This window comes from Niastella soli, from assembly GCF_017742245.1.
Taxonomy (GTDB): Bacteria; Bacteroidota; Bacteroidia; order Chitinophagales; family Chitinophagaceae; genus Niastella; species Niastella soli.
The window spans coordinates 403,067-421,925 of sequence record NZ_JAGHKO010000017.1; the positions used below are offsets into that span (position 1 = coordinate 403,067).

Consider the following 18,859-nt stretch of genomic DNA (forward strand, 5'->3'; position numbering starts at 1 on the left):
AGACGATCAAATGTGAAACCGCCCCAGGCTCAGCCAGCGAATAAAATGCCAGCAAAACACCCGTGCATCACGTGCAATGAAACAATTGTAATATTCACGCAATCGTTAAACGATTGAACACATTAGTTCAACATTAATAGAAAATTGCTATAGAATTAAGCGCAACGGGGAGGTTGAAAAATGTCTGCTATTGACAGTAGGGTGTGACTTTCTTCATCGAGTAAAACAAACTCAGTCTTTGTTTCCGTGGAACGTACCGGCAATTCAATAAACGTCATAGCCGGACATTCGCAATTTATGGCTGTTGTAACGGCACAACAATCAGCATGCCGAAAAGGCAATTGATTGTCGCGCTGATAATCAGCATCTCTTACATATTGATGAATGTAATGTTCATTCAGGAAAGAAAGTAAGGACACAGAAGGGTCCAGTTGCCGGTGCTCTATAAAATGTTGTATTAATACCGGCACACGCAGAAACTGATGCATTTCTGAGAATGACAGCATATAAATACACATAAAAAATATGGCCACGGTCTTTTTCACCCGCCAAATGTACAAACAGATGAGCAAATCTCCCCCTGCCTAATTATTTTTTAACCTGGGTTAACGCAAGCGTATCTTTACTATCAAGACTGTTTTATGATACTAAACCGTCCGTTTCCTTTAGATATTCCCTCACGTCAATCACTCCGGTATACTTTTTATGCCGCCCTTTGTGTATTCCTGATACTGGTATTGTTACGACCATTTGGTCTTGATGAATTAAAAAGCCCCATACTACTCTTTCATGCTTTTTTATATGCGCTGGTAACATTCATTTTTGTTACAGCAAACACGTTGCTGCTGCCCAGGCTGTTTCCAACTGTTTACCGGGAAGAAAAATGGACCGTGGGAAAAGAATGCATTCACATGTGCTGGCATCTTGTTCCTATTGCCATCGGCAATTGGCTGTTGACGCATTGGCTTTATAAAAACAGTTTATCGTGGCATAACCTGCTCAATTTTTTATGGATCACGCTGGTAGTGGGCGTTTTTCCACTTTGGCTAAATGTATTATTAAAACAGCAGCGGCTGTTAAAAAAATACCAATCCGGTGCCTCCCGGCTCGAAGAACAATTGAACCAACCCGTAAGTGCCCCCTCCTCCACCGAACCGGTTCCGGAGCAAGTGGTATTTATCAGTGAAAACGGAAAGGAGCAATTTATGGTGTTACCCGGAGAGATCAGGTACGTTACATCGGCAGACAATTATGTGCGGATATATTTTATAAAAGATAATAAACCCGCGTCCCAGTTGTTGCGAAATACCCTGCGAAAAGCAGAAGATGTTCTATCACCTTTCCCGCAATTTTTCCGGTGTCACCGGGCTTTTATTGTAAACCTGAAAGTAGTACAACATGTAAGCGGCAATGCCCAGGGGTATAAATTGCATTTACAGGGGGTGGAAGAATTAATTCCGGTATCCCGTAATCTCAATGCGCAACTGGCAGAAAACCTGAATCGGTCGGCAATGGGAAAAAAGCAGATCCCGACAAGTCGGGACAGGCTGGCAGAAGGCAGACGGCAGACATGAATTCGACATTCCGTCCCAAACACCCCCAATTCATCCCTCGCATTTGGAAAACGCACTGATTTACAGGCATTTTTGTAACAGGTAACGGCGCTTTGCCCTTACCTTCAAAAAGTACAATTATGACCAGCCTGTTAAAAATTATGCTCATCCTGCACATCATCAGTGGCTTTACCGCACTCGCCTGCGGCCTGTTCTCTATGCTCAATACAAAAGGAGCACGAAACCATCGGCTTAATGGGAAGCTATTCTTTTATGGCATGACCGGGGTATTTATTACGGCTACTTTTTTATCTATTGTCAGGAACATTCCATTCCTGTTTATGGTGGGCTTTTTTAGCTATTACCTTACCTGTTCGGGGTACAGGGCGCTTTATCTTAAAAAACTGCATCTGCAACAGCAGCCGGCACCACTCGACTGGATCATCAGTATTACGGGCATCACCGCGGGATTAGCCCTGGTGACATTCAGCTATTTCTGGTTCATCCAACGGGGAATGTGGGGAACCGTGCCCCTTTCATTTGGTGTTTTTTGCTTTATTAGTGGCTGGAAGGACATTCGCCATTTTTACCATCGGCCTGATAATAAACAACACTGGTTCTTTACCCATGGGAGTCGTATGGGTGGCGCTTTTGCCGCAACCGTTACCGCATTTATTGTGGTAAATGTAAACATTGGCTCCTTAAGCTGGTTGCTATGGATCTTACCAGGTGTTTTGATCGGTTTCTGGACAAACCTCATTTTATCACGATACCGCAAATTCTTCAAGCAGAAGAAGACTGGTCAAACAGCGCCTGTAGTTACTACCTAGTTCACAAAACTCCAGAAGACACCTACCCGGATTTGCAAACCGGGGTATGGATATCCATTGGTGGGAACATTGTTGAGGGTAAATCCTCCACCGTTCGCAATATTGATGGAGTTCAGGTTCTCGGCCCGTACATAGGCATTAAAGCTTTTGATCCGGAAGTGCAGGAAAGCGGCAATATCAGGGCGTTCTAACCTGATAGTATTCACCTCCTGGTTAAAGTACTGACCTAGTAATGGAGAGTATTCAGGGGCTTTGTAAGGGGTGAAATAACGCATTTCACCACCAAAACTAATGCGCAGGTTTTTAAATCCAAGGCTACCATCATAACCCACCTGGTTACGGGTAGTAATAAGCGGCAGGTTAACCGGTCCGTCACCTACCCGTTGCTGTAAAGTAACCCATGCTTTCCAGTTCCAACCACCACCTATCCGGAAGATCTTTTCACCCGACAGTTGCATCACATTGAAGATGGTAGAGGCCTGCGCTACCTGTATATAACCGCTGTAATAGGTATAGTTGGTAACCAGGTAATATTTTCCCTGCAACTTCAATCTCAATTTGGGTTGTTCAAACGTACCAAACAACACATTGGTATTTTCTTTTTTCAGATCAAGCGGTACGGCAGCAGTATCCAGGTAAAAACTGCTGAGGGAGTTGAACATAAAGGACGGCGTACGATTGGTGTTTTGAAAACCAACCTCCAGATAACCGATCTGTTTGCTGATCAAACGACGCAAACTGATGTATGCATTATAATCACCAGCATTAAAACCCGCTACATAAAAACTACCCAGCGCTTCTATGTCCCATTTCTGATTACGGGTGCGGTTTCGGTATTCACCGTGTATATAAGTATTATAATAATCCCTGGTATACACGCTGTCTTTAAAGTAGAAGGAATCCACCATACTGCCGTGCATGTTTTGGATAGCGGCGCCCAGTTTCAGGAACTGTTGCGCGTTCTTGGCGTCAGGGAAAGTATAGAATGAAAAATCATTGGTAAGGTCCTTCCAATACTCTTTGACATAAAAAGTATCCGGTTTCTTTGCCAGGTGGAACAAATACAAACTATCATAATAGGCACTGTCGGCCCAGGTATCCTGAAAGCGATTGTGATACGTGCTGTATGCAATGGTATGCTCCAGCCGCACCCGCGGATAGAACAGCGGAATTACAGTGGTATCATTTACAACCAGGGAATCTTTTTGCCCAAGGTCGTACTGGTTCCGCATCATATAGGTAGCATTGGTATACAACCTGCCTGTGGCAATGTGGCTGCTGAAAAAGTTACGGCTGCCGGGGTTATCGGGTCCCAGTTTGGTTGGGATGTTAGAACGGTCATCAAAACCACCACCGGCACTATCTAAAAAAGCAGTGGAAGCAATACCACCGTTTTCACCAGACTGTAATTTATTACCAACTATTACGATGAAATTCTGCCAACGTTTGTTTTTAGACTGATACCAGTTGGTGAACCGGTAATTATTATGATTGGTATTCTGGTTCTGAAAATAACCGGGTGAATTGATAAGCCGGTATTCAAAAGCCATGTTCCAGTTGGGTTTCAGGTTCTGGGTATTCATCAGGCGAATGAACTGTTCCGACTTTGAACCCAGCAGGTAATTAAGCTCCGAATAAGGCCGCGTGGTATTGTAAAAACGGGCATCTTCAACCGTTAAATTATAATCGTCATAGGTGTGAAAGCCATAGTCCCACCCTGCTTTCATGAGCGGTTCAAACAACAGGCTTCGGGAAGCATTCCCCAGATTACCCAGGGTAACGTGGTACCAGGGTTGTGAGATCTTTCTGGGAAATTCATACAGTACAGAATCAAATCCCCGCAAGCGGCTGGTATCGAGAAAACGAAAGTAGATGGTGATCGAATCTTCCAATCCGGTACGGTGACCAATAGAATCACTGCCACCCGATCCCATGCCCATGCCGCTAAACCTGCCCTGCGCCTGACGAAAAACATCGCTCTGCGCCTTGGTAGCAGTTGCAAAGCAGGTAAGCATAAATATGATTCCCAGGAATATGTAAGAGTTCCTTAACACGTATGAACGATTTTTAAACAAGGCGACAAATTAATAATTAAAAAGCCGTTACCGGTTATAAGAAAGTTAATTGTGCTGATTAAAGCGAAGCGGTCGGCATGCCGACAGTTTCGGCTATTATAACTCAGCTACCAGTTGTTTGAATAGCGCTGTAAGCTTTGGTTCTGCTTCTTTGGCAGCCTGTAACACTTCTTCGTGTGTTATCACATTATCTTCTTCTCGTATACCAATATCAGTAATAACACTAACTGCAAATACAGGCAGCCCCATATGCACGGCAACGATCACTTCCTGCACGGTGCTCATCCCTACGGCATCGCCACCCAGACGGTGTATCAGTTTATATTCGGCCCTTGTTTCAAATGTTGGGCCAGTAACGCCAAAGTAAATACCTTCTACCAGCTTTATATGTAACCCGGAAGCAATTTGCCGGGCCTTTTGTATGAGAACTTTTGAATAAGGCTCACTCATATCGGGGAAACGCGGGCCCAACTCAGCGATGTTCTTACCTAAAAGTGGGTTTACAATATTAAAACTGATATGATCGGTAATGATCATGATATCGCCTACTTTAAATCCGGTACCTACGCCACCTGCGGCATTGGACAATAACAAGGTTTGAATACCCAGTTGTTTCATTACCCTGATGGGGTAAACCACCTGATCGGGGCCATAACCTTCATAAAAATGAAAGCGGCCGGCCATAACCACCACTTTTTTCCCCCCTAATTCGCCAAATATCAGTTTGCCATGATGACCTTCTACGGTAGAAACCGGGAAATGAGGTATTTTGTCGTACTCAATTTCTACTTCTACTTTTATTTCCTGCGCAAAATTTCCCAACCCGCTTCCCAGAACAATACCCACCTCAGGTGTTGGAGAATACCTGCTTTGGATAAAGGAAGTGGTTTCATGCAGTTGCTGAAGTAAATCGGGCATATTGATTAAATAATATTAATGGCGTGAATACTGGTTTGAAAATGCGTGCAAATATACAAGTTTCCAGTTACCGGGTACAGGTTACCAGCCTCCTCGTAACCGGCGACTGGTAACCAGTGACCAGTGCCCTCCGCAATCGTTCCCGGAAACTGTAAGCCCGTTAACGGTAACTAACTAAACACTTAATAGATTTTTGCTTACTTTCGCTAAAATTTTTTACGGCATGAATCTTCACGAATACCAGGCAAAGGAATTACTGAAAAAATACAATGTACCGGTGCAGGAAGGGATACCGGTTGACAGAGCCGACGCGGCCGAAGAAGCATATAAGAATTTAAAAGTTCAATTTGGCAACAACTTCGCTGTTGTAAAAGCCCAGATCCATGCAGGTGGTCGCGGAAAAGGCAAAATTCAAGGCACCGAACAACGCGGTGTGGCAGTAGGTAAAAGTGCCGAAGAAATCAAAACTATCGCTTCTAACTTGCTGGGTGGTACCCTGGTTACCATTCAAACAGGTGCGGCGGGTAAAGTGGTGAACAAAGTACTGGTAGCTCAGGACGTTTATTATCCTGGCCCTAACCCGGTAAAAGAATTCTACTTATCAATTCTGCTCGATCGTACAAAAGGTCAGAATGTGATCATGTATAGCACCGAAGGCGGTATGGACATTGAAGAAGTAGCCCACAACACCCCCGATAAGATCTTCAAAGAGTGGGTTCACCCCGGTGGTGGCTTACAAGCCTTCCAGGCCCGTAAAATAGCTTTCAACCTGGGTCTGAAAGGAGAAGCGTTTAAAAACTGCGTAAAGTTCGTTACCAATTTATATAATGCATACGTAGGTCTGGATTGCGCTATGCTGGAAATCAACCCATTGTTCAAAACAGCCGACGAAAAGATCATTGCCGTTGACTGTAAAATGGGTCTTGATGACAACTCACTGATGCGTCATCCCGAATTGGAAGCCCTGCGCGATATCAGCGAAGAAGATCCAACTGAAGTAGAAGCTGGCAAATACAACCTGAACTTCGTAAAACTCGATGGTAACGTAGGTTGTATGGTAAATGGTGCCGGTTTGGCCATGGCTACCATGGATATGATCAAACTGAGCGGCGGTGAGCCTGCTAACTTCCTGGACGTAGGTGGTACTGCCAATGCTACTACAGTAGAAGCTGGTTTCCGCATCATCTTAAAAGATCCCAAAGTAAAAGCGATCCTCATCAATATCTTCGGTGGTATCGTTCGTTGCGACCGGGTGGCACAAGGTGTTATCGATGCTTATAAATCAATCGGCAACATTACTGTACCTATCATCGTTCGTTTACAAGGTACCAATGCCGAAGAAGCTAAAAAGCTGATCGAAGAAAGCGGTCTGAAAGTACAATCAGCCATTCTGTTAAGCGAAGCTGCAGCCCTGGTGGGTAAAGCCGTTGCTTAGTAGAAGTCGGTTACATCATAAAAAAAGCATCCTGATTTGATCGGGATGCTTTTTCTTTTATTAAGATGCTGCTGAAGGCCAACGGCCCTCCTACGCTAAAGCTTCGGCTGACGAGGCAGTGGGCAATAGTCAATAGGCAATGAGTTCGCGACATTCGAACCTTCCCCTTACTGGCGTCCCGCCTTAGCGGGATGCCCCCTTATCAACCATATCAACTGATCAACTCGCCACCTACTCCTCTCCCTTCATATACCGCTTTAACCAGCCTATCATAAAACTTACCCGCTTATGGGTATTCTGTAATAGCTGATCGTAAACCAACGGTTTGACCGATTCGGGTTTATCTTCCAGGCGATATTGCGAATTGCGTTCTTTATCAATTACTTCGAAATGATTTATGGTATAGCGATAACGCCCGTTCACTATTTCAATGCTCATATGCAGGCTTATCGGAACAAAGGAAGGAGCACCAATGTCGTGCAGCTTGGCTTTTACACTAATATATCCCTTGCCAGTCATTAATATATTGGGTGGCCGCTCAATACTGGCTACAGTATCCCAATGCACCAGGAAGGGCTGGTTAAAAAATGACTTTGCCCGTTCTATTGTATGGTTGGTATTTTCGGCGAGTATTTCGCCATAGTATTGAAACTGGCCTTCAGTAGTGCGCGGAATTTGGGCTACCGCATTAGATACCAATACTATGAATAAACATATAGTAACTACAGGCCGCATATTTCGTATACAAGTTAACATATTGTACGGATTGAATAAAGCCACTCAACACAATTACTGCCTGGCCCTTCTGCAGATGCCCAATTAATAAAGATCAAACCCCTCTATAAAAAGTTTGCCCCCGCAACGGATAGCGGGGGCAATTTTTTGAGAGACGGTTTCTGTTCTCACAGGATACCTGGATTAGTTTTCAAAAGGACTTTCGGATCATTTTGGTCTTTTCAAAGGGACATGGATTCGGTTTTTACGGACATTGGACATTTGGATGGTTTCACACAGGAATACGGTTCGGTTTTTCGGACGTTGGACTTTTAAACTGGTTTTTCTATTGGACGTTGGATTACATTGAACTCATTTGTTGATGATATAAAGATCGAACTAATATCTCCTTATTTCATTTTTCAACCCCGCTTATTCACGCTACTCACTGGTTAACTTATTTGCACCTAGGAATTTACCCTTACTACTAACCGCACTTGCTATCCTTCTATCACTAACGGGTATGGGCATAAAAAAACCCACCCTTAACCAGGCGGGAAATATTGTTGATTCCATTACAATATACCACAGCATTGCTGGCTTTCATAGATACAGGACTATTATATGTTCTTCGGTTTTCGGTTTGCATTGGACGTTGGATATGCAAAATTAGCAAAATCGTTTGTTTCTGCAATTCTTAACATAAATATGTAACTATTTCTTCAAATTAGGAAACATTTGATAAGATAAACTTAACGTTATCTGCGTTTATTTTAGAATCATCTAGGATGAAACCTTTATGCCTCGTACAATCACAATAAAGCCAGTTCGTACATTTACTAAATCATCTAATGTATTCATTTACTATCATCAATACATTACATCGTGGATATCTAATTTATCAGCATTAAAAACAACATCAGTAAGCAACTTATATCTTTGCATTCATTCTGGAATTGTAGTAAAAACACTTCTGTTGCTGGTGTACATGCAAAGCCTATCTGAAAAGTGTTTTCAATAACTATCGCTATTATCTCTTACCCCTTTGCCTGGTGTTGTTACGAGCAACACACCGTATTTTCTGAAATTGTAAAATTTAGTATAATCCAAATGTGGATAACCGTGCATTTGGCATAGTATTTTATCCAATTAAATAAGTAACCAAATCTTTAACCTGATTAATCTGTAGCAAATGAAAAATCCCATTCGTCTCTTCTTCGGAGGCATCTTTGTGGCCTTAATTATCATTTATAGTGTAATGGCTATGCTGGCGTAGTTTTTCTCCCCGTTACAAAGATCACTTCCCACCCCGTTTATTACATTTCCTTTTACTCGTAGATACTTCCCTGTTGATCATTCCCATTGGTATTTGTTCTGTTTGTTCCGGTAGCTATCGGGATACAGGATGTGTCTTGTGACATTTATCTTGGTATCTTCGCTATATGTCACCAGTTACCATCAGAACCATTCAACCTGCCGATAACCCGGCCCTGGCCATCATTGTCCGAAATTCACTGGCAGAATTTGGCGCCAACAAACCTGGTACCGTTTATTACGATGCTACTACCGATGCTTTGTACGAATTGTTCCGGCAGCCTGGTAGTATTTATTATGTGGCCGAAGAAAATGGAGTGCTTATTGGCGGGGCAGGTATTTTTCCATCACCCGGTTTGCCGGCCGATACCGCCGAACTGGTGAAAATGTATTTGACGCCTGCCGCCCGGGGAAAAGGCATTGGAAAAATGCTGATAGAAAAAGCCCTTCAATTTGCTGGTGATACCGGCTATCGCAACGTATATATTGAGACTATGCCTGAACTCCGAAAAGCCATGTCGGTCTATGAGAAGTTCGGGTTCAAATACCTGGATGGCCCCATGGGAAATACCGGCCATTTTGGATGTGAGATCTGGATGTTGAAGGAGTTATGATACGGCTTTCACCTCATAAATAGGACTGAACAAATACAGCTTCCCCGTATTAACCTCAATACACTGGAAGCGCTTGCGTAATTTCTTCCCTTTTTTAAAAATGCGGCCTTCGCCAATATCAAACAACTGGCCTTCGGGCAACTGTTCTACCATTACCAGTCCATTATCCCGGTCAAACATTTTCAACACCCGCATCAGTCCTTCATCGGCACAACTGCTGGCCGGCAAGTCGTGCATTGACTGTTTAAGCGCTTGTTCTACCACAGGCGGAAAGATCTCCTTACCCAGAAAATCTTTTAACAACAGGGCATAACAATCCTTCCATTCTCTGCCATGCGGCGCTACCTGGTGTTTGAATTGAATAAAGGTAACCAGGTGAGCCAGTTCATGAATAAGCGTGATCAGGAAAGCGTAGGGATTCATATTACCGTTGACGCTGATCCGGTGATTCTTTTCAGAGGTGGCGTGGCGATAATCACCCAGGATCGATTTTCGTTCCCGCGTAATAGTTAAATGCACTTTATATTGATGCAGGTATTCAAGCACCCGTGGTACGGCTGCCGGAGGAATAAATTTACTGAGGTATTCTAAAGGCGCCTGCTGTTTAGACATTCTTTTTTTGCTTGCTCAATTTCATCAGGATAACCACTTCAAGGGTTGTATACACTACGTACAGGAACATACACCCGATGATCCCTGCTTTATTAAAACCCTTGCCTACTATGCTAAGATAAATGATCACCGCGATCAAACAGATCATCATCTTCGAGAACATACCCCCATATACCGTACGCAAAATGGCCTGTGGGTTTTTAGAATTCCAGGACCGCGAAAACAAATAAAAAGAGATCGCTGCCGCGGCAAATAAAACCAGGTTACCGATAATCAATACATCCGCATCTACATCCCACCGGGCAAACCGGGCCCTGCTGGTAATAAACAATGCAGTAGTAATAATGAACAACAACAATAATGGGCGAAATGATCTGGAAACCGAATTATTTGACATCGTTAAAAAAATGGATGGCAAAGGTAGGTTGAAAAGTTAATAAGTTAACAAGTTGCCCCGCAGAGGACTCATTCAGCCGCAGATCAGGCTTTACCGGCCTGCCTGCACTGTGGGGCAGACGTACCAGGGGAAAAAGAAAGTCCCCCCGACAGTATCGTCGGGGGGACTATAATAAGTTTCAGGGTTATGATTTCCATTAGCTAACTACCTTGGCATGACATACCTTTTCCGGTAACAATAGGTTATCGAATAGGTGCGTTCAACAAGTACATAGGAGGGGCGTAACCAGGATCTACACTTCCAGGGCTTCTGAAGCTTTCTTGCCTTTTTTATCAGCACTTACTTCATTATTTACCTGACCATTGGTAGCAGTTGTCATATGACACTGGCCATTGAAATTGGCGCTGGGCTCTATCTGCAGTTTGCCTGCATATAAATTCCCGCTCACGTGGCTTCCGCCTTTTAACTGCAATAACTCTTTTACTTTAATGGTGCCGGAAACTTTGCCCATAATGTCGGCCTGTTGTCCCGAAATATCGCCTTCAACTGATCCATTGGAGCCAATAACTACTTTGGCCTGACATTGGATGTTGCCTTGCAGATTGCCATCAATTCGAATATCGCCGTTGCTGGAGATATCGCCTTTTAATGTAGTTCCGGCTGCAATAATGGTGGCCGCCCCGGTTCCGGGCGCTGAGGATACTTCGCTAGATGATTCGGATTTGGATTTTTGATTGAACATACGGAAATGGTTGGTTTATTCTTCTATATTCTCTGTTTGAGGAATAGACAGCATAGATGTGTCTAACTTAACACTGACATTCCCCTGTAAAACACTTTTTACGTTATCAAGATACTTATCCTTGTTCTGCATCGCCTGCTCCAGTGAATCGGTACGTACCTTCAATTCACGTAACTCACGCATGGTGTTTACATCGCCATATCCAGGAATATACATCCTCAACGGAGTGAACACAATAAGCGCTACAGTTAACCCCGTCAACAACACAAAAATGGTGCTAAGTGTGATATAAACACTCAGTCTGGATAATTTAAACGTCACAACCTCTTCGTAAGTATCATCGTTCATCACTACCAGTCGGTACCGGTTCTGCAAGCGCTTCAGGGTAGATTGGGCATCGAATTTAGCCATAGAGAGAGTTTCAAAACGCTAAAGGTAATAAGTTATTTTAAAGAATCGTTATGAGTATAAAAATTAACGTATTTGCAAAATATTTTTCTTGAAAATCAGTTTATAAGAATTTAGTTTGTGGTAGAAAAATAAAGGAATTGACGAGAATACTTGCATTAACCATTATTCTAATCTTTACGCTGCCCAACTTATTCGCGCAGCCAACGCTTTCTTTTGACCTGAAAAAGCCTCAAAAGTATGAGAATCGGAAACTTGCATCCGAAAAAACAGAGGACAGAAAGTTTCACGCCTGGCGCGCTTTCACCCAAAACGGTACTACCAAGTTCAATTTTCATTATAACGCCTACAAAAAACTGGCTGATGTAATTGCCCGGGGTAAATCACAGCACAAAGACGATTATACCCGTCTGCTTTCATTTTATAATTACGACCTGTCGGTAACTGCAAAAGACAAAACAGAGCTCGATTCGGTTATATATAAAGCCAATGCCGCCATTCTGTTGCACGACCTGCGCAACAGCTGGGTAGATAATATGTATATGCTGATGGGCCAGGCCTATTATTTCAAGAATGTGCTCGACTCGGCCTATTATACTTTTCAATACATCAACTACGCATTTTCACCTAAAGAAAAAGATGGGTACGATAAACCCATTGGCTCCAACGCCAATGCCGATCAGGGTGGCAGCGTGTTCTCCATTTCCACCAAAGAAAATCCCAGCCTGCTAAATAAGGCCTGGTCACGCCCGCCCAGCCGTAATGAATCGCTCATCTGGCAGGTCAGGACCTTCCTGGCAAAAGATGAATTGCCCGAAGCAGCCGGTTTAATAGAGACCCTGAAACATGACCCTTTATTTCCAGCCCGGTTAAAGACCGATCTGCGGGAAATGCAGGCACTGTGGTTTTATAAACAACAACTTTATGACAGCGCCGCTTACTACCTTGAACTGGCGCTCGACAATGCAGAGGGCAGGGAAGAAAAAGCCCGATGGGAATTCCTTATTGGCCAGTTGTACGATCGCGCCAATAAACCGAATGAAGGCGCCAAATGGTTTGAAAGAACGGTTAGCCATACCCTGAACCCGGTATTGGAAATATATGCCCGCCTGAACACCATTCGCGACCATAAAGGAGACGATAAAATATTACAGGAAAATATTAAAGAACTGGAGAAAATGGCGCGGAAAGACCGTTACCTGGTTTACCGCGATATTATTTACTACGCCGCTGCAGAAATGGAGCTGGAACGCAACAACATCCCCGGCGCCAAAGCACTGTTACTAAAAGCTACCTCCTACCCTGGCGATGATCCGGCCATGCGTTCCAAAGTATTTTTATTGCTTGGCGATCTTTGCTTTAAAGAAAAGAACTATCCCGATGCCAAACGTTTTTACGATAGCATCACCTCTATAAATCCCAGTGTTATTGACGTTAAGGCATTTAACAAACTTAAGGGAACCCTCGGCAAGATCGTTGCCTACCAAAACACCATACACCGGGAAGACAGCCTGCAACAACTGGCTGCCATGCCCGAAGACCAACTGGAGGCTTATTTAAAGAAACTGGCCAAACAGTTGCGTAAAAAACAGGGTGTGAAGGAAGATGATAACGGCGAACCATCCGGTGGTCCATTATCGTTCAATGATAATAGTGGCCCCAGTGATCTGTTCAGCAGCAGCAACCAAAAAGGTGAATGGTATTTCTATAATGCCACCCTGAAAGCAAAGGGATACACAGAATTCAGAGGGCAGTTTGGCAACAGGCCAAACGTCGACAACTGGCAGCGGTTGGCAGCCATAAAACAGGCTACCCCTACCTCAGTACAAAACGATGATCCTGCCGCAAGTGGTAATGCCGCTTCAGCCGGTCCGCTTACATATGAAGAATTATTAAAAGCGGTGCCGCTTACGCCCCCCCAGCTCACCGCATCAAACGACTCGGTTGAAAGGTCCCAGTTCTTATTGGGTAAAACATACCTCGATGGATTGGAAGATTACAGGTCAACTATTGATACCCTGGAAGCATTCCTGACCCGTTTCCCTACCAGCAAAAACAGACCCGAAGCCTTGTTCATGCTGGCATATTGCTATTATAAAATTGGCGAAGTAGCCAAAGCCACCGCAGCCGAAAACGAGTTAAAGCAAAAATATCCGGGAACAAGCTTTGAAAAGATCGTTTCCAGTGCAAACGGCGTTACCCCTGATAGTACCGCCAGACTGGAAATGAACCGCCGGTACGATAATATTTATAACCTCTATATTGAAGGCCGGTTCGATGAAGCGCAGGCTGAAAAGAAAATGGCCGATAGTATGTACCATGAAAATTACTGGACTCCCCAGTTGTTGTACATACAATCAGTCTACTACATTCAGCAACGCCAGGATGATTCGGCCAAGAAATCATTACAGGATATCATTCGGGTGTTCCCTGGTACGCCTATGGCCGCCAAAGCAAAAACATTGATTGATGTACTGGGTCGTCGCAGACAAATTGAAGACTACCTCACCCGGCTAGAAATTCAGCGGCCGGCTGAAGATAGCACAGGGGAGCCTGTAGCTATTGTAACACCACCACCTGTAAGGCAGCAACAACCTGTAGGGGTAGTTCAACCAGCGCCTACCCAACAACAGCAGCCGCCTGTGGTTACTCAACCTGCACAGCAGCAACCGGTTAAACCGGCTGTAACCCAGCAGCCACCACCAACGGTACCTGCTACCCAACAGCCTAAACAGGATGTTGCCAAAACAGAGAAGCCAGCGGTTAAGCCAGCAGAAAAACCAGTTGTTACCCCGCCACCAGCGGCTAAACCAACAGTAACGCTGCCACCGCCACCTATAGCTAAAAAAGATTCTGTAAAAGCCAAAGTGGAGGCGCCCAAGCCATTGGTGCTCACCCATAATGCAGAAATACCACATTATGTGGCCATTGTACTGGATAAGGTGGACCCCGTTTACATAAACGAAGCCCGTAATGCATTTAACCGCTATAACCGCGAGCAATATTCCGCTAAAGGGTTTACGGTTAATAACCAGACAGTTACCGACGATATCAAACTGGTACTCATCGGGACCTTCCTAAATGCAAACGAGGCCATAGCGTATATCGATAAAACCAAAAAACTGGCCGCCACCGAGATCATTCCCTGGCTGCCAGCCGCCAAATACTCTTTCGTGATCATTACCGAGAACAACCTGCAGGTTTTAATGAACACCAAAGATGTAAATGCGCTCAAAAACTTCCTGAACCAGAACTTCCCTGGTAAATTTTAATAGTCCTATTTCCTTCCCGACAAGTCAGGACGCCGGGTTCTAATTAGAATTTAATTAGAACCCGGCGTCCTGAAAATTATTAAGAATACTTTCGTAGCCATTCCTGGTTTTATCGGTCATAAAGCATGATTTTTGCAATCGTAAAATTCCGGTTGTAAACTCCCGGCTTACAAAATACCCGACTATGACGCGCGCCATTAAAATATTCTGGAAAACCTTTTTAATAGGTTTCCTGGTAATTGCATTGTTCCTCACCCTTTTAAGCTTTGGCTTATTTGGGAAAATGCCTTCATTGGCCCAGTTGGAAAACCCTTCCATTACACTGGCTAGCGAGGTATATGGTGACGATGGGACCATGCTTGGGAAATATTATAAAGAAAAGGGCAACCGCAGCTTTGTGCAATACAAAGACATTTCAAAACATGTGGTGGATGCCCTGGTAGCTACCGAGGATGAACGTTTTTACGATCACTCCGGTATCGACGGTAAGTCGCTGGCCCGCGCGGTTTTCTTTATGGGTAAAGAAGGGGGTGGCAGTACCATTACCCAACAGCTGGCGTTGAATATGTTCGATGAAAGAGCGGAGAACAAGTTTACCCGCATGATCCAGAAATTAAAAGAGAACATCATTGCGGTTAAGCTGGAAAGGAATTTTACCAAACAGGAGATCCTCGCGCTGTATCTCAATACTGTTTCATTCAGCGATAACGTCTATGGCATTCGCAATGCAGCCCGTACATTCTTTTCAAAAGAACCCGATCGCCTGAACGTGGAAGAAGCCGCCGTGCTTATCGGGATGCTAAAAGCTACTGGCACCTATAACCCCCGTACCAATTACAAAGCCTCCTTCGAGCGCCGCAATACCGTGCTCGATCAAATGGCGCGCAATAGCTACCTTACTGAACCCGATGCATCGGATCTGAAAAAACAACCCATTCGCCTCAACTATAAAAAGCTGAACGAGAACAATGGTATCGCCCCTTATTTCCTCGATGTAATACGGGACGATGTAAAAAAATGGTGCAACGAACACAAAAAACAGGATGGCGAAAATTACGATATCTATGAGGATGGCCTGCACGTGTACACCACCATCAACCCCCGCATGCAATTGTATGCGGAAGAAGCCGTGGCCAAACACCTGCCGGTATTACAACGCGCATTGGCCGGCCAGCGTGAATTAAAGAACGATGCGGTTTGGAAAGGCCATGAAAATGTACTGGAAAGCAATATGCGCAACTCCGACCGCTGGCGTAACCTCAAAGCAGAAGGCTTAAGTGAAGCAGAGATCAGGAAATCGTTCAAACAGAAAGTGCACATGAAAGTGTTTGCCTGGAACAGCAAACGGGAGAAAGACACTGTAATGACGCCGCTCGATTCCATCAAATACCACCGTGAAATGCTGCAAACCGCCTTTATGGTTACCGATCCCATGAGTGGCCAGGTAAAAGCATGGGTAGGCGGTATCGACTTCAAGAACTATAAATTCGATCATGCCAACCTGAGGACAAAAAGACAGGTAGGTTCTTCTATAAAACCATTCCTGTACGCACTGGCTATTGAAGAATATGGGTTTACGCCTGAGACCATGTGCGAAGCCACCCAGCAGTATTTTCCCGGCTCTGGTTATGTACCTGCAAAACCAAACCCTAAAATAAGCGGTATGCGCACCATGGCTACCGGCCTGGCCTATTCCATCAATGAAGTAGCAGCCTACATCATAAAACAAACCACGCCAAAACGTTTTGCCGAGTTCTTACATCAAATAAATATCCCCACCAAAGTGCAGCCCTACCCTTCTATCAGTTTGGGTACCTGCGAGCTGTCGCTCTATGAAATGATGTGGGGCTACAGCATGTTCCCAACAGGTGGCTTTAGCATAAAACCAGTATACATCACCCGCATTGAAGACAAGAACGGTAATGTACTGGCCCGTTTTGATACAGAACGTAAAGAGGTGATCAGCCAGGCCAGCGCCTACACCATGGCCCGCATGATGCAGGGAACTGTTGATTTTGGTACCGCAGCTGGTTTACGCGACCGGTTGGGCGTTTCTCAAATGGGCGGTAAAACCGGTACAACCAATGACAACTCCGATGCCTGGTTCTTTGGATATACCCCTCAATTGCTGGCCGGTGTGTGGATCGGTTGCGACGACCGTTTCATTCGCCTGGAAGGTGGTCTCGGTTATGGTGGCGCTGCGGCAAGACCTATTTGGGAATCTTTCTTTGCGCGCGCTTTTGCTGATAAAACATTAGGGCTCGATAAAACCGCCAAATTCGTAGCGCCTGAGAACATGCGCAACGAATCTTTCGAAGATGTAGGTTATGCAAATCAGGCGCCGCCACCAGGGGCTGAAGGCACTGATGTGGGCAATGGCGCTGGCGCCGACTACCTGGGCAAACCTGATACCCAAAGCATTCCAACCGAATCTAAAGAAGCAATGGAAGAGCTAAAGGTGTTGAAAGAAGCTATCAATACCAAGAACCAGGTACCTAAAGACACCGTATTGCCGCCAGATGAAAAGAAGAAAAAAGGGTTCTTCAGAAGGTTGTTTGGCAAGAAGGATCAATAGTCAATTTGTAACTTATTATAGAAGCCCCGACGGTACCGTCGGGGCTTTTTCTTTTACACCATCCAACCCTATAACCACATATATAAATTCCATCCAGTGGCTTTAAAATACTACGTAGCTTATATTTTAAAACTAACTGACATGAAAAAGATACTGATTGCTTGTTTAGCACTGACATGCTATATCGTTTCTTACTCGCAGTTATCAACACCACCTTTCGGTGGCAATAAAAAAGCCACGGTGGGCGAACGCATCGGTATTACTGATGTTACCATTCATTACGACAGACCAGGGGTTAAGGGCCGTGAAGGAAAGATCTGGGGCCAACTGGTCCAAAAAGGTTTTACCGATCAGGGCTTTGGTACCAGTAAAGCCGCACCCTGGCGGGCTGGGGCCAATGAAAATACGACCATAGAATTTTCAACCCCGGTAAACATTGAAGGACAGGCATTGCCAGCTGGTAAATACGGCTTCTTTATTGCTTATGATCCTGATGAATGCACGGTTATCTTTTCCAAAAATGCCACCTCCTGGGGCAGCTTTTATTACGATCAAAAAGAAGATGCCTTACGCGTTAAAGTAAAACCACAGCCACTCGATAAAAGCGTGGAATGGTTAACGTATGAGTTTGTCGATGAGACCAACAACGGCGCCACGGTGGCCCTGGTATGGGAAAAACTAAAGATCCCTTTTAAAGTAGAAACAGACTATAACAACCTGCAACTGGAATCATTCCGTCGTGAGCTCCGCAGCGAAAAAGCATTCAACCCCGGCTGGCAAAGCTTTGATCAGGCAGCACAATTCTGTTTACAAAACAATGTCAATATAGAGGAAGGCATGCAATGGGCTGATAACGCCATCAACCTACCGTTCATTGGTCAAAAGAATTTTGTTACGCTTTCTACCAAAGCCAGTTTTTTAAAAAAGCTTGGTAAGGATGCAGAAGCAGATGCGCTGATGAAAGAAGCCTTGCCTATGGGTACAGTTAATGAATTGCATAATTATGCGCGCCAGCTCTTGCAACAGAAAAAAAGCAAGGAAGCCTTTGAAGTGTTTAAAGTAAACTACGACAAGAACCCGAATGAGTTCACCACCCAGGTAGGCATGGCTAGGGGTTATTCAGCTATGGGTGACTATAAAAAAGCGTTGGGCTTTGCCCAGAAGGCCCTGCCCAAAGCGCCAGATAATGCGAATAAGATGAATGTAGAGAAGATGATCACCACCTTGCAGGGTGGGAAGGATATTAATTAGGAGTTGATCAGTTGACCAGTTAGTAGCAGCGCATAACGGTTTTAATGTCTGCCGTCTGCCGTTTCACGTCTGCCGTCTGCCAATTGCCTCGCCCGCCGAAGCTTTAGCGTAGGAGGGCCGTTTGCCTTCTGCTGATATCAATAAAAAAG

Annotated in this window: 15 protein-coding genes; 7 read left to right on the top strand and 8 right to left on the bottom strand. The window is 44.6% G+C overall.

From position 1 onward, the window contains the following. Positions 1 to 155 precede the first annotated feature (155 nt). Positions 156 to 506: a hypothetical protein gene (locus tag J7I42_RS32520; RefSeq protein WP_209144240.1), complete on the bottom strand. Its 351-nt coding sequence runs from the start codon at positions 504 to 506 to the stop codon at positions 156 to 158. Positions 507 to 641: 135 nt separating this feature from the next. Between J7I42_RS32520 and J7I42_RS32525 the strand changes: the two genes are divergently transcribed. Next, the gene (locus J7I42_RS32525) at positions 642 to 1,574 is read left to right on the top strand and encodes a LytR/AlgR family response regulator transcription factor (protein ID WP_209144242.1); all 933 of its coding nucleotides are present in this window, start codon (positions 642 to 644) and stop codon (positions 1,572 to 1,574) included. 119 nt (positions 1,575 to 1,693) lie between these two features. Then, complete coding sequence (locus tag J7I42_RS32530) at positions 1,694 to 2,383, top strand: hypothetical protein (RefSeq protein ID WP_209144244.1); 690 nt, start codon at positions 1,694 to 1,696, stop codon at positions 2,381 to 2,383. Here J7I42_RS32530 and J7I42_RS32535 read toward each other — a convergent pair. Further along, positions 2,380 to 4,398 (bottom strand): putative porin, encoded by a 2,019-nt coding sequence (locus J7I42_RS32535; RefSeq protein WP_209144246.1) that lies wholly within the window; start codon positions 4,396 to 4,398, stop codon positions 2,380 to 2,382. The two genes, J7I42_RS32530 and J7I42_RS32535, sit on opposite strands and share 4 nt — an antisense overlap. A 156-nt stretch (positions 4,399 to 4,554) precedes the next feature. Next, entirely contained in the window at positions 4,555 to 5,376 is an 822-nt protein-coding gene (locus J7I42_RS32540; RefSeq protein ID WP_209144248.1) for a purine-nucleoside phosphorylase, read from the bottom strand. 223 nt (positions 5,377 to 5,599) lie between these two features. On the opposite strand from J7I42_RS32540, the gene sucC reads away from it, so the two are divergent. Next, a complete protein-coding gene (gene sucC, locus J7I42_RS32545) occupies positions 5,600 to 6,811 on the top strand; it encodes an ADP-forming succinate--CoA ligase subunit beta (protein ID WP_209144250.1) in 1,212 nt (403 codons plus the stop codon). Positions 6,812 to 7,042: 231 nt separating this feature from the next. Here sucC and J7I42_RS32550 read toward each other — a convergent pair whose 3' ends face one another. After that, positions 7,043 to 7,567, bottom strand: a complete 525-nt coding sequence (locus J7I42_RS32550) for a hypothetical protein (protein ID WP_209144252.1) — start codon at positions 7,565 to 7,567, stop codon at positions 7,043 to 7,045. A 1,400-nt stretch (positions 7,568 to 8,967) separates the two neighbouring features. Between J7I42_RS32550 and J7I42_RS32555 the strand changes: the two genes are divergently transcribed. Beyond that, complete coding sequence (locus J7I42_RS32555; protein ID WP_209144254.1) at positions 8,968 to 9,453, top strand: GNAT family N-acetyltransferase; 486 nt, start codon at positions 8,968 to 8,970, stop codon at positions 9,451 to 9,453. Here the strand turns inward: J7I42_RS32555 and J7I42_RS32560 are convergent. The 4 genes from J7I42_RS32560 to J7I42_RS32575 form a co-directional block, all read right to left on the bottom strand. Then, positions 9,448 to 10,065, bottom strand: coding sequence for a SprT-like domain-containing protein (locus J7I42_RS32560; RefSeq protein WP_209144256.1), 618 nt, complete (start codon positions 10,063 to 10,065; stop codon positions 9,448 to 9,450). The genes J7I42_RS32555 and J7I42_RS32560 overlap by 6 nt on opposite strands. After that, complete coding sequence (locus tag J7I42_RS32565) at positions 10,058 to 10,462, bottom strand: hypothetical protein (RefSeq protein ID WP_209144258.1); 405 nt, start codon at positions 10,460 to 10,462, stop codon at positions 10,058 to 10,060. Before J7I42_RS32565 ends, J7I42_RS32560 begins: the two co-directional genes overlap by 8 nt. Positions 10,463 to 10,754: 292 nt before the next feature. Further along, on the bottom strand, positions 10,755 to 11,204 hold the full coding sequence (locus tag J7I42_RS32570) for a bactofilin family protein (RefSeq protein WP_209144260.1): 450 nt from the start codon (positions 11,202 to 11,204) through the stop codon (positions 10,755 to 10,757). 15 nt (positions 11,205 to 11,219) lie between these two features. Further along, entirely contained in the window at positions 11,220 to 11,615 is a 396-nt protein-coding gene (locus tag J7I42_RS32575) for a hypothetical protein (RefSeq protein ID WP_209144262.1), read from the bottom strand. 137 nt (positions 11,616 to 11,752) lie between these two features. On the opposite strand from J7I42_RS32575, the gene porW reads away from it, so the two are divergent. From porW to J7I42_RS32590, 3 genes are all read left to right on the top strand, one after another. Beyond that, entirely contained in the window at positions 11,753 to 14,884 is a 3,132-nt protein-coding gene (gene porW / locus J7I42_RS32580; protein WP_209144264.1) for a type IX secretion system periplasmic lipoprotein PorW/SprE, read from the top strand. A gap of 184 nt (positions 14,885 to 15,068) precedes the next feature. Beyond that, the gene (locus tag J7I42_RS32585; protein WP_209144266.1) at positions 15,069 to 17,459 is read left to right on the top strand and encodes a transglycosylase domain-containing protein; all 2,391 of its coding nucleotides are present in this window, start codon (positions 15,069 to 15,071) and stop codon (positions 17,457 to 17,459) included. 141 nt (positions 17,460 to 17,600) lie between these two features. Next, positions 17,601 to 18,710 (top strand): DUF2911 domain-containing protein, encoded by a 1,110-nt coding sequence (locus J7I42_RS32590; RefSeq protein WP_209144268.1) that lies wholly within the window; start codon positions 17,601 to 17,603, stop codon positions 18,708 to 18,710. The last annotated feature ends 149 nt before the right edge of the window (positions 18,711 to 18,859 follow it).

Coding starts and splice junctions, on each gene's coding strand:
- J7I42_RS32585 (WP_209144266.1), top strand. CDS start 15,069: ATGACGCGCGCCATTAAAATATTCTGGAAAACCTTTTTAATAGGTTTC.
- J7I42_RS32555 (WP_209144254.1), top strand. CDS start 8,968: ATGTCACCAGTTACCATCAGAACCATTCAACCTGCCGATAACCCGGCC.
- J7I42_RS32590 (WP_209144268.1), top strand. CDS start 17,601: ATGAAAAAGATACTGATTGCTTGTTTAGCACTGACATGCTATATCGTT.
- J7I42_RS32535 (WP_209144246.1), bottom strand. CDS start 4,398: ATGCTTACCTGCTTTGCAACTGCTACCAAGGCGCAGAGCGATGTTTTT.
- sucC (WP_209144250.1), top strand. CDS start 5,600: ATGAATCTTCACGAATACCAGGCAAAGGAATTACTGAAAAAATACAAT.
- J7I42_RS32550 (WP_209144252.1), bottom strand. CDS start 7,567: ATGTTAACTTGTATACGAAATATGCGGCCTGTAGTTACTATATGTTTA.
- J7I42_RS32525 (WP_209144242.1), top strand. CDS start 642: ATGATACTAAACCGTCCGTTTCCTTTAGATATTCCCTCACGTCAATCA.
- J7I42_RS32565 (WP_209144258.1), bottom strand. CDS start 10,462: ATGTCAAATAATTCGGTTTCCAGATCATTTCGCCCATTATTGTTGTTG.
- J7I42_RS32520 (WP_209144240.1), bottom strand. CDS start 506: ATGCTGTCATTCTCAGAAATGCATCAGTTTCTGCGTGTGCCGGTATTA.
- J7I42_RS32530 (WP_209144244.1), top strand. CDS start 1,694: ATGACCAGCCTGTTAAAAATTATGCTCATCCTGCACATCATCAGTGGC.
- J7I42_RS32560 (WP_209144256.1), bottom strand. CDS start 10,065: ATGTCTAAACAGCAGGCGCCTTTAGAATACCTCAGTAAATTTATTCCT.
- J7I42_RS32570 (WP_209144260.1), bottom strand. CDS start 11,204: ATGTTCAATCAAAAATCCAAATCCGAATCATCTAGCGAAGTATCCTCA.
- J7I42_RS32540 (WP_209144248.1), bottom strand. CDS start 5,376: ATGCCCGATTTACTTCAGCAACTGCATGAAACCACTTCCTTTATCCAA.
- J7I42_RS32575 (WP_209144262.1), bottom strand. CDS start 11,615: ATGGCTAAATTCGATGCCCAATCTACCCTGAAGCGCTTGCAGAACCGG.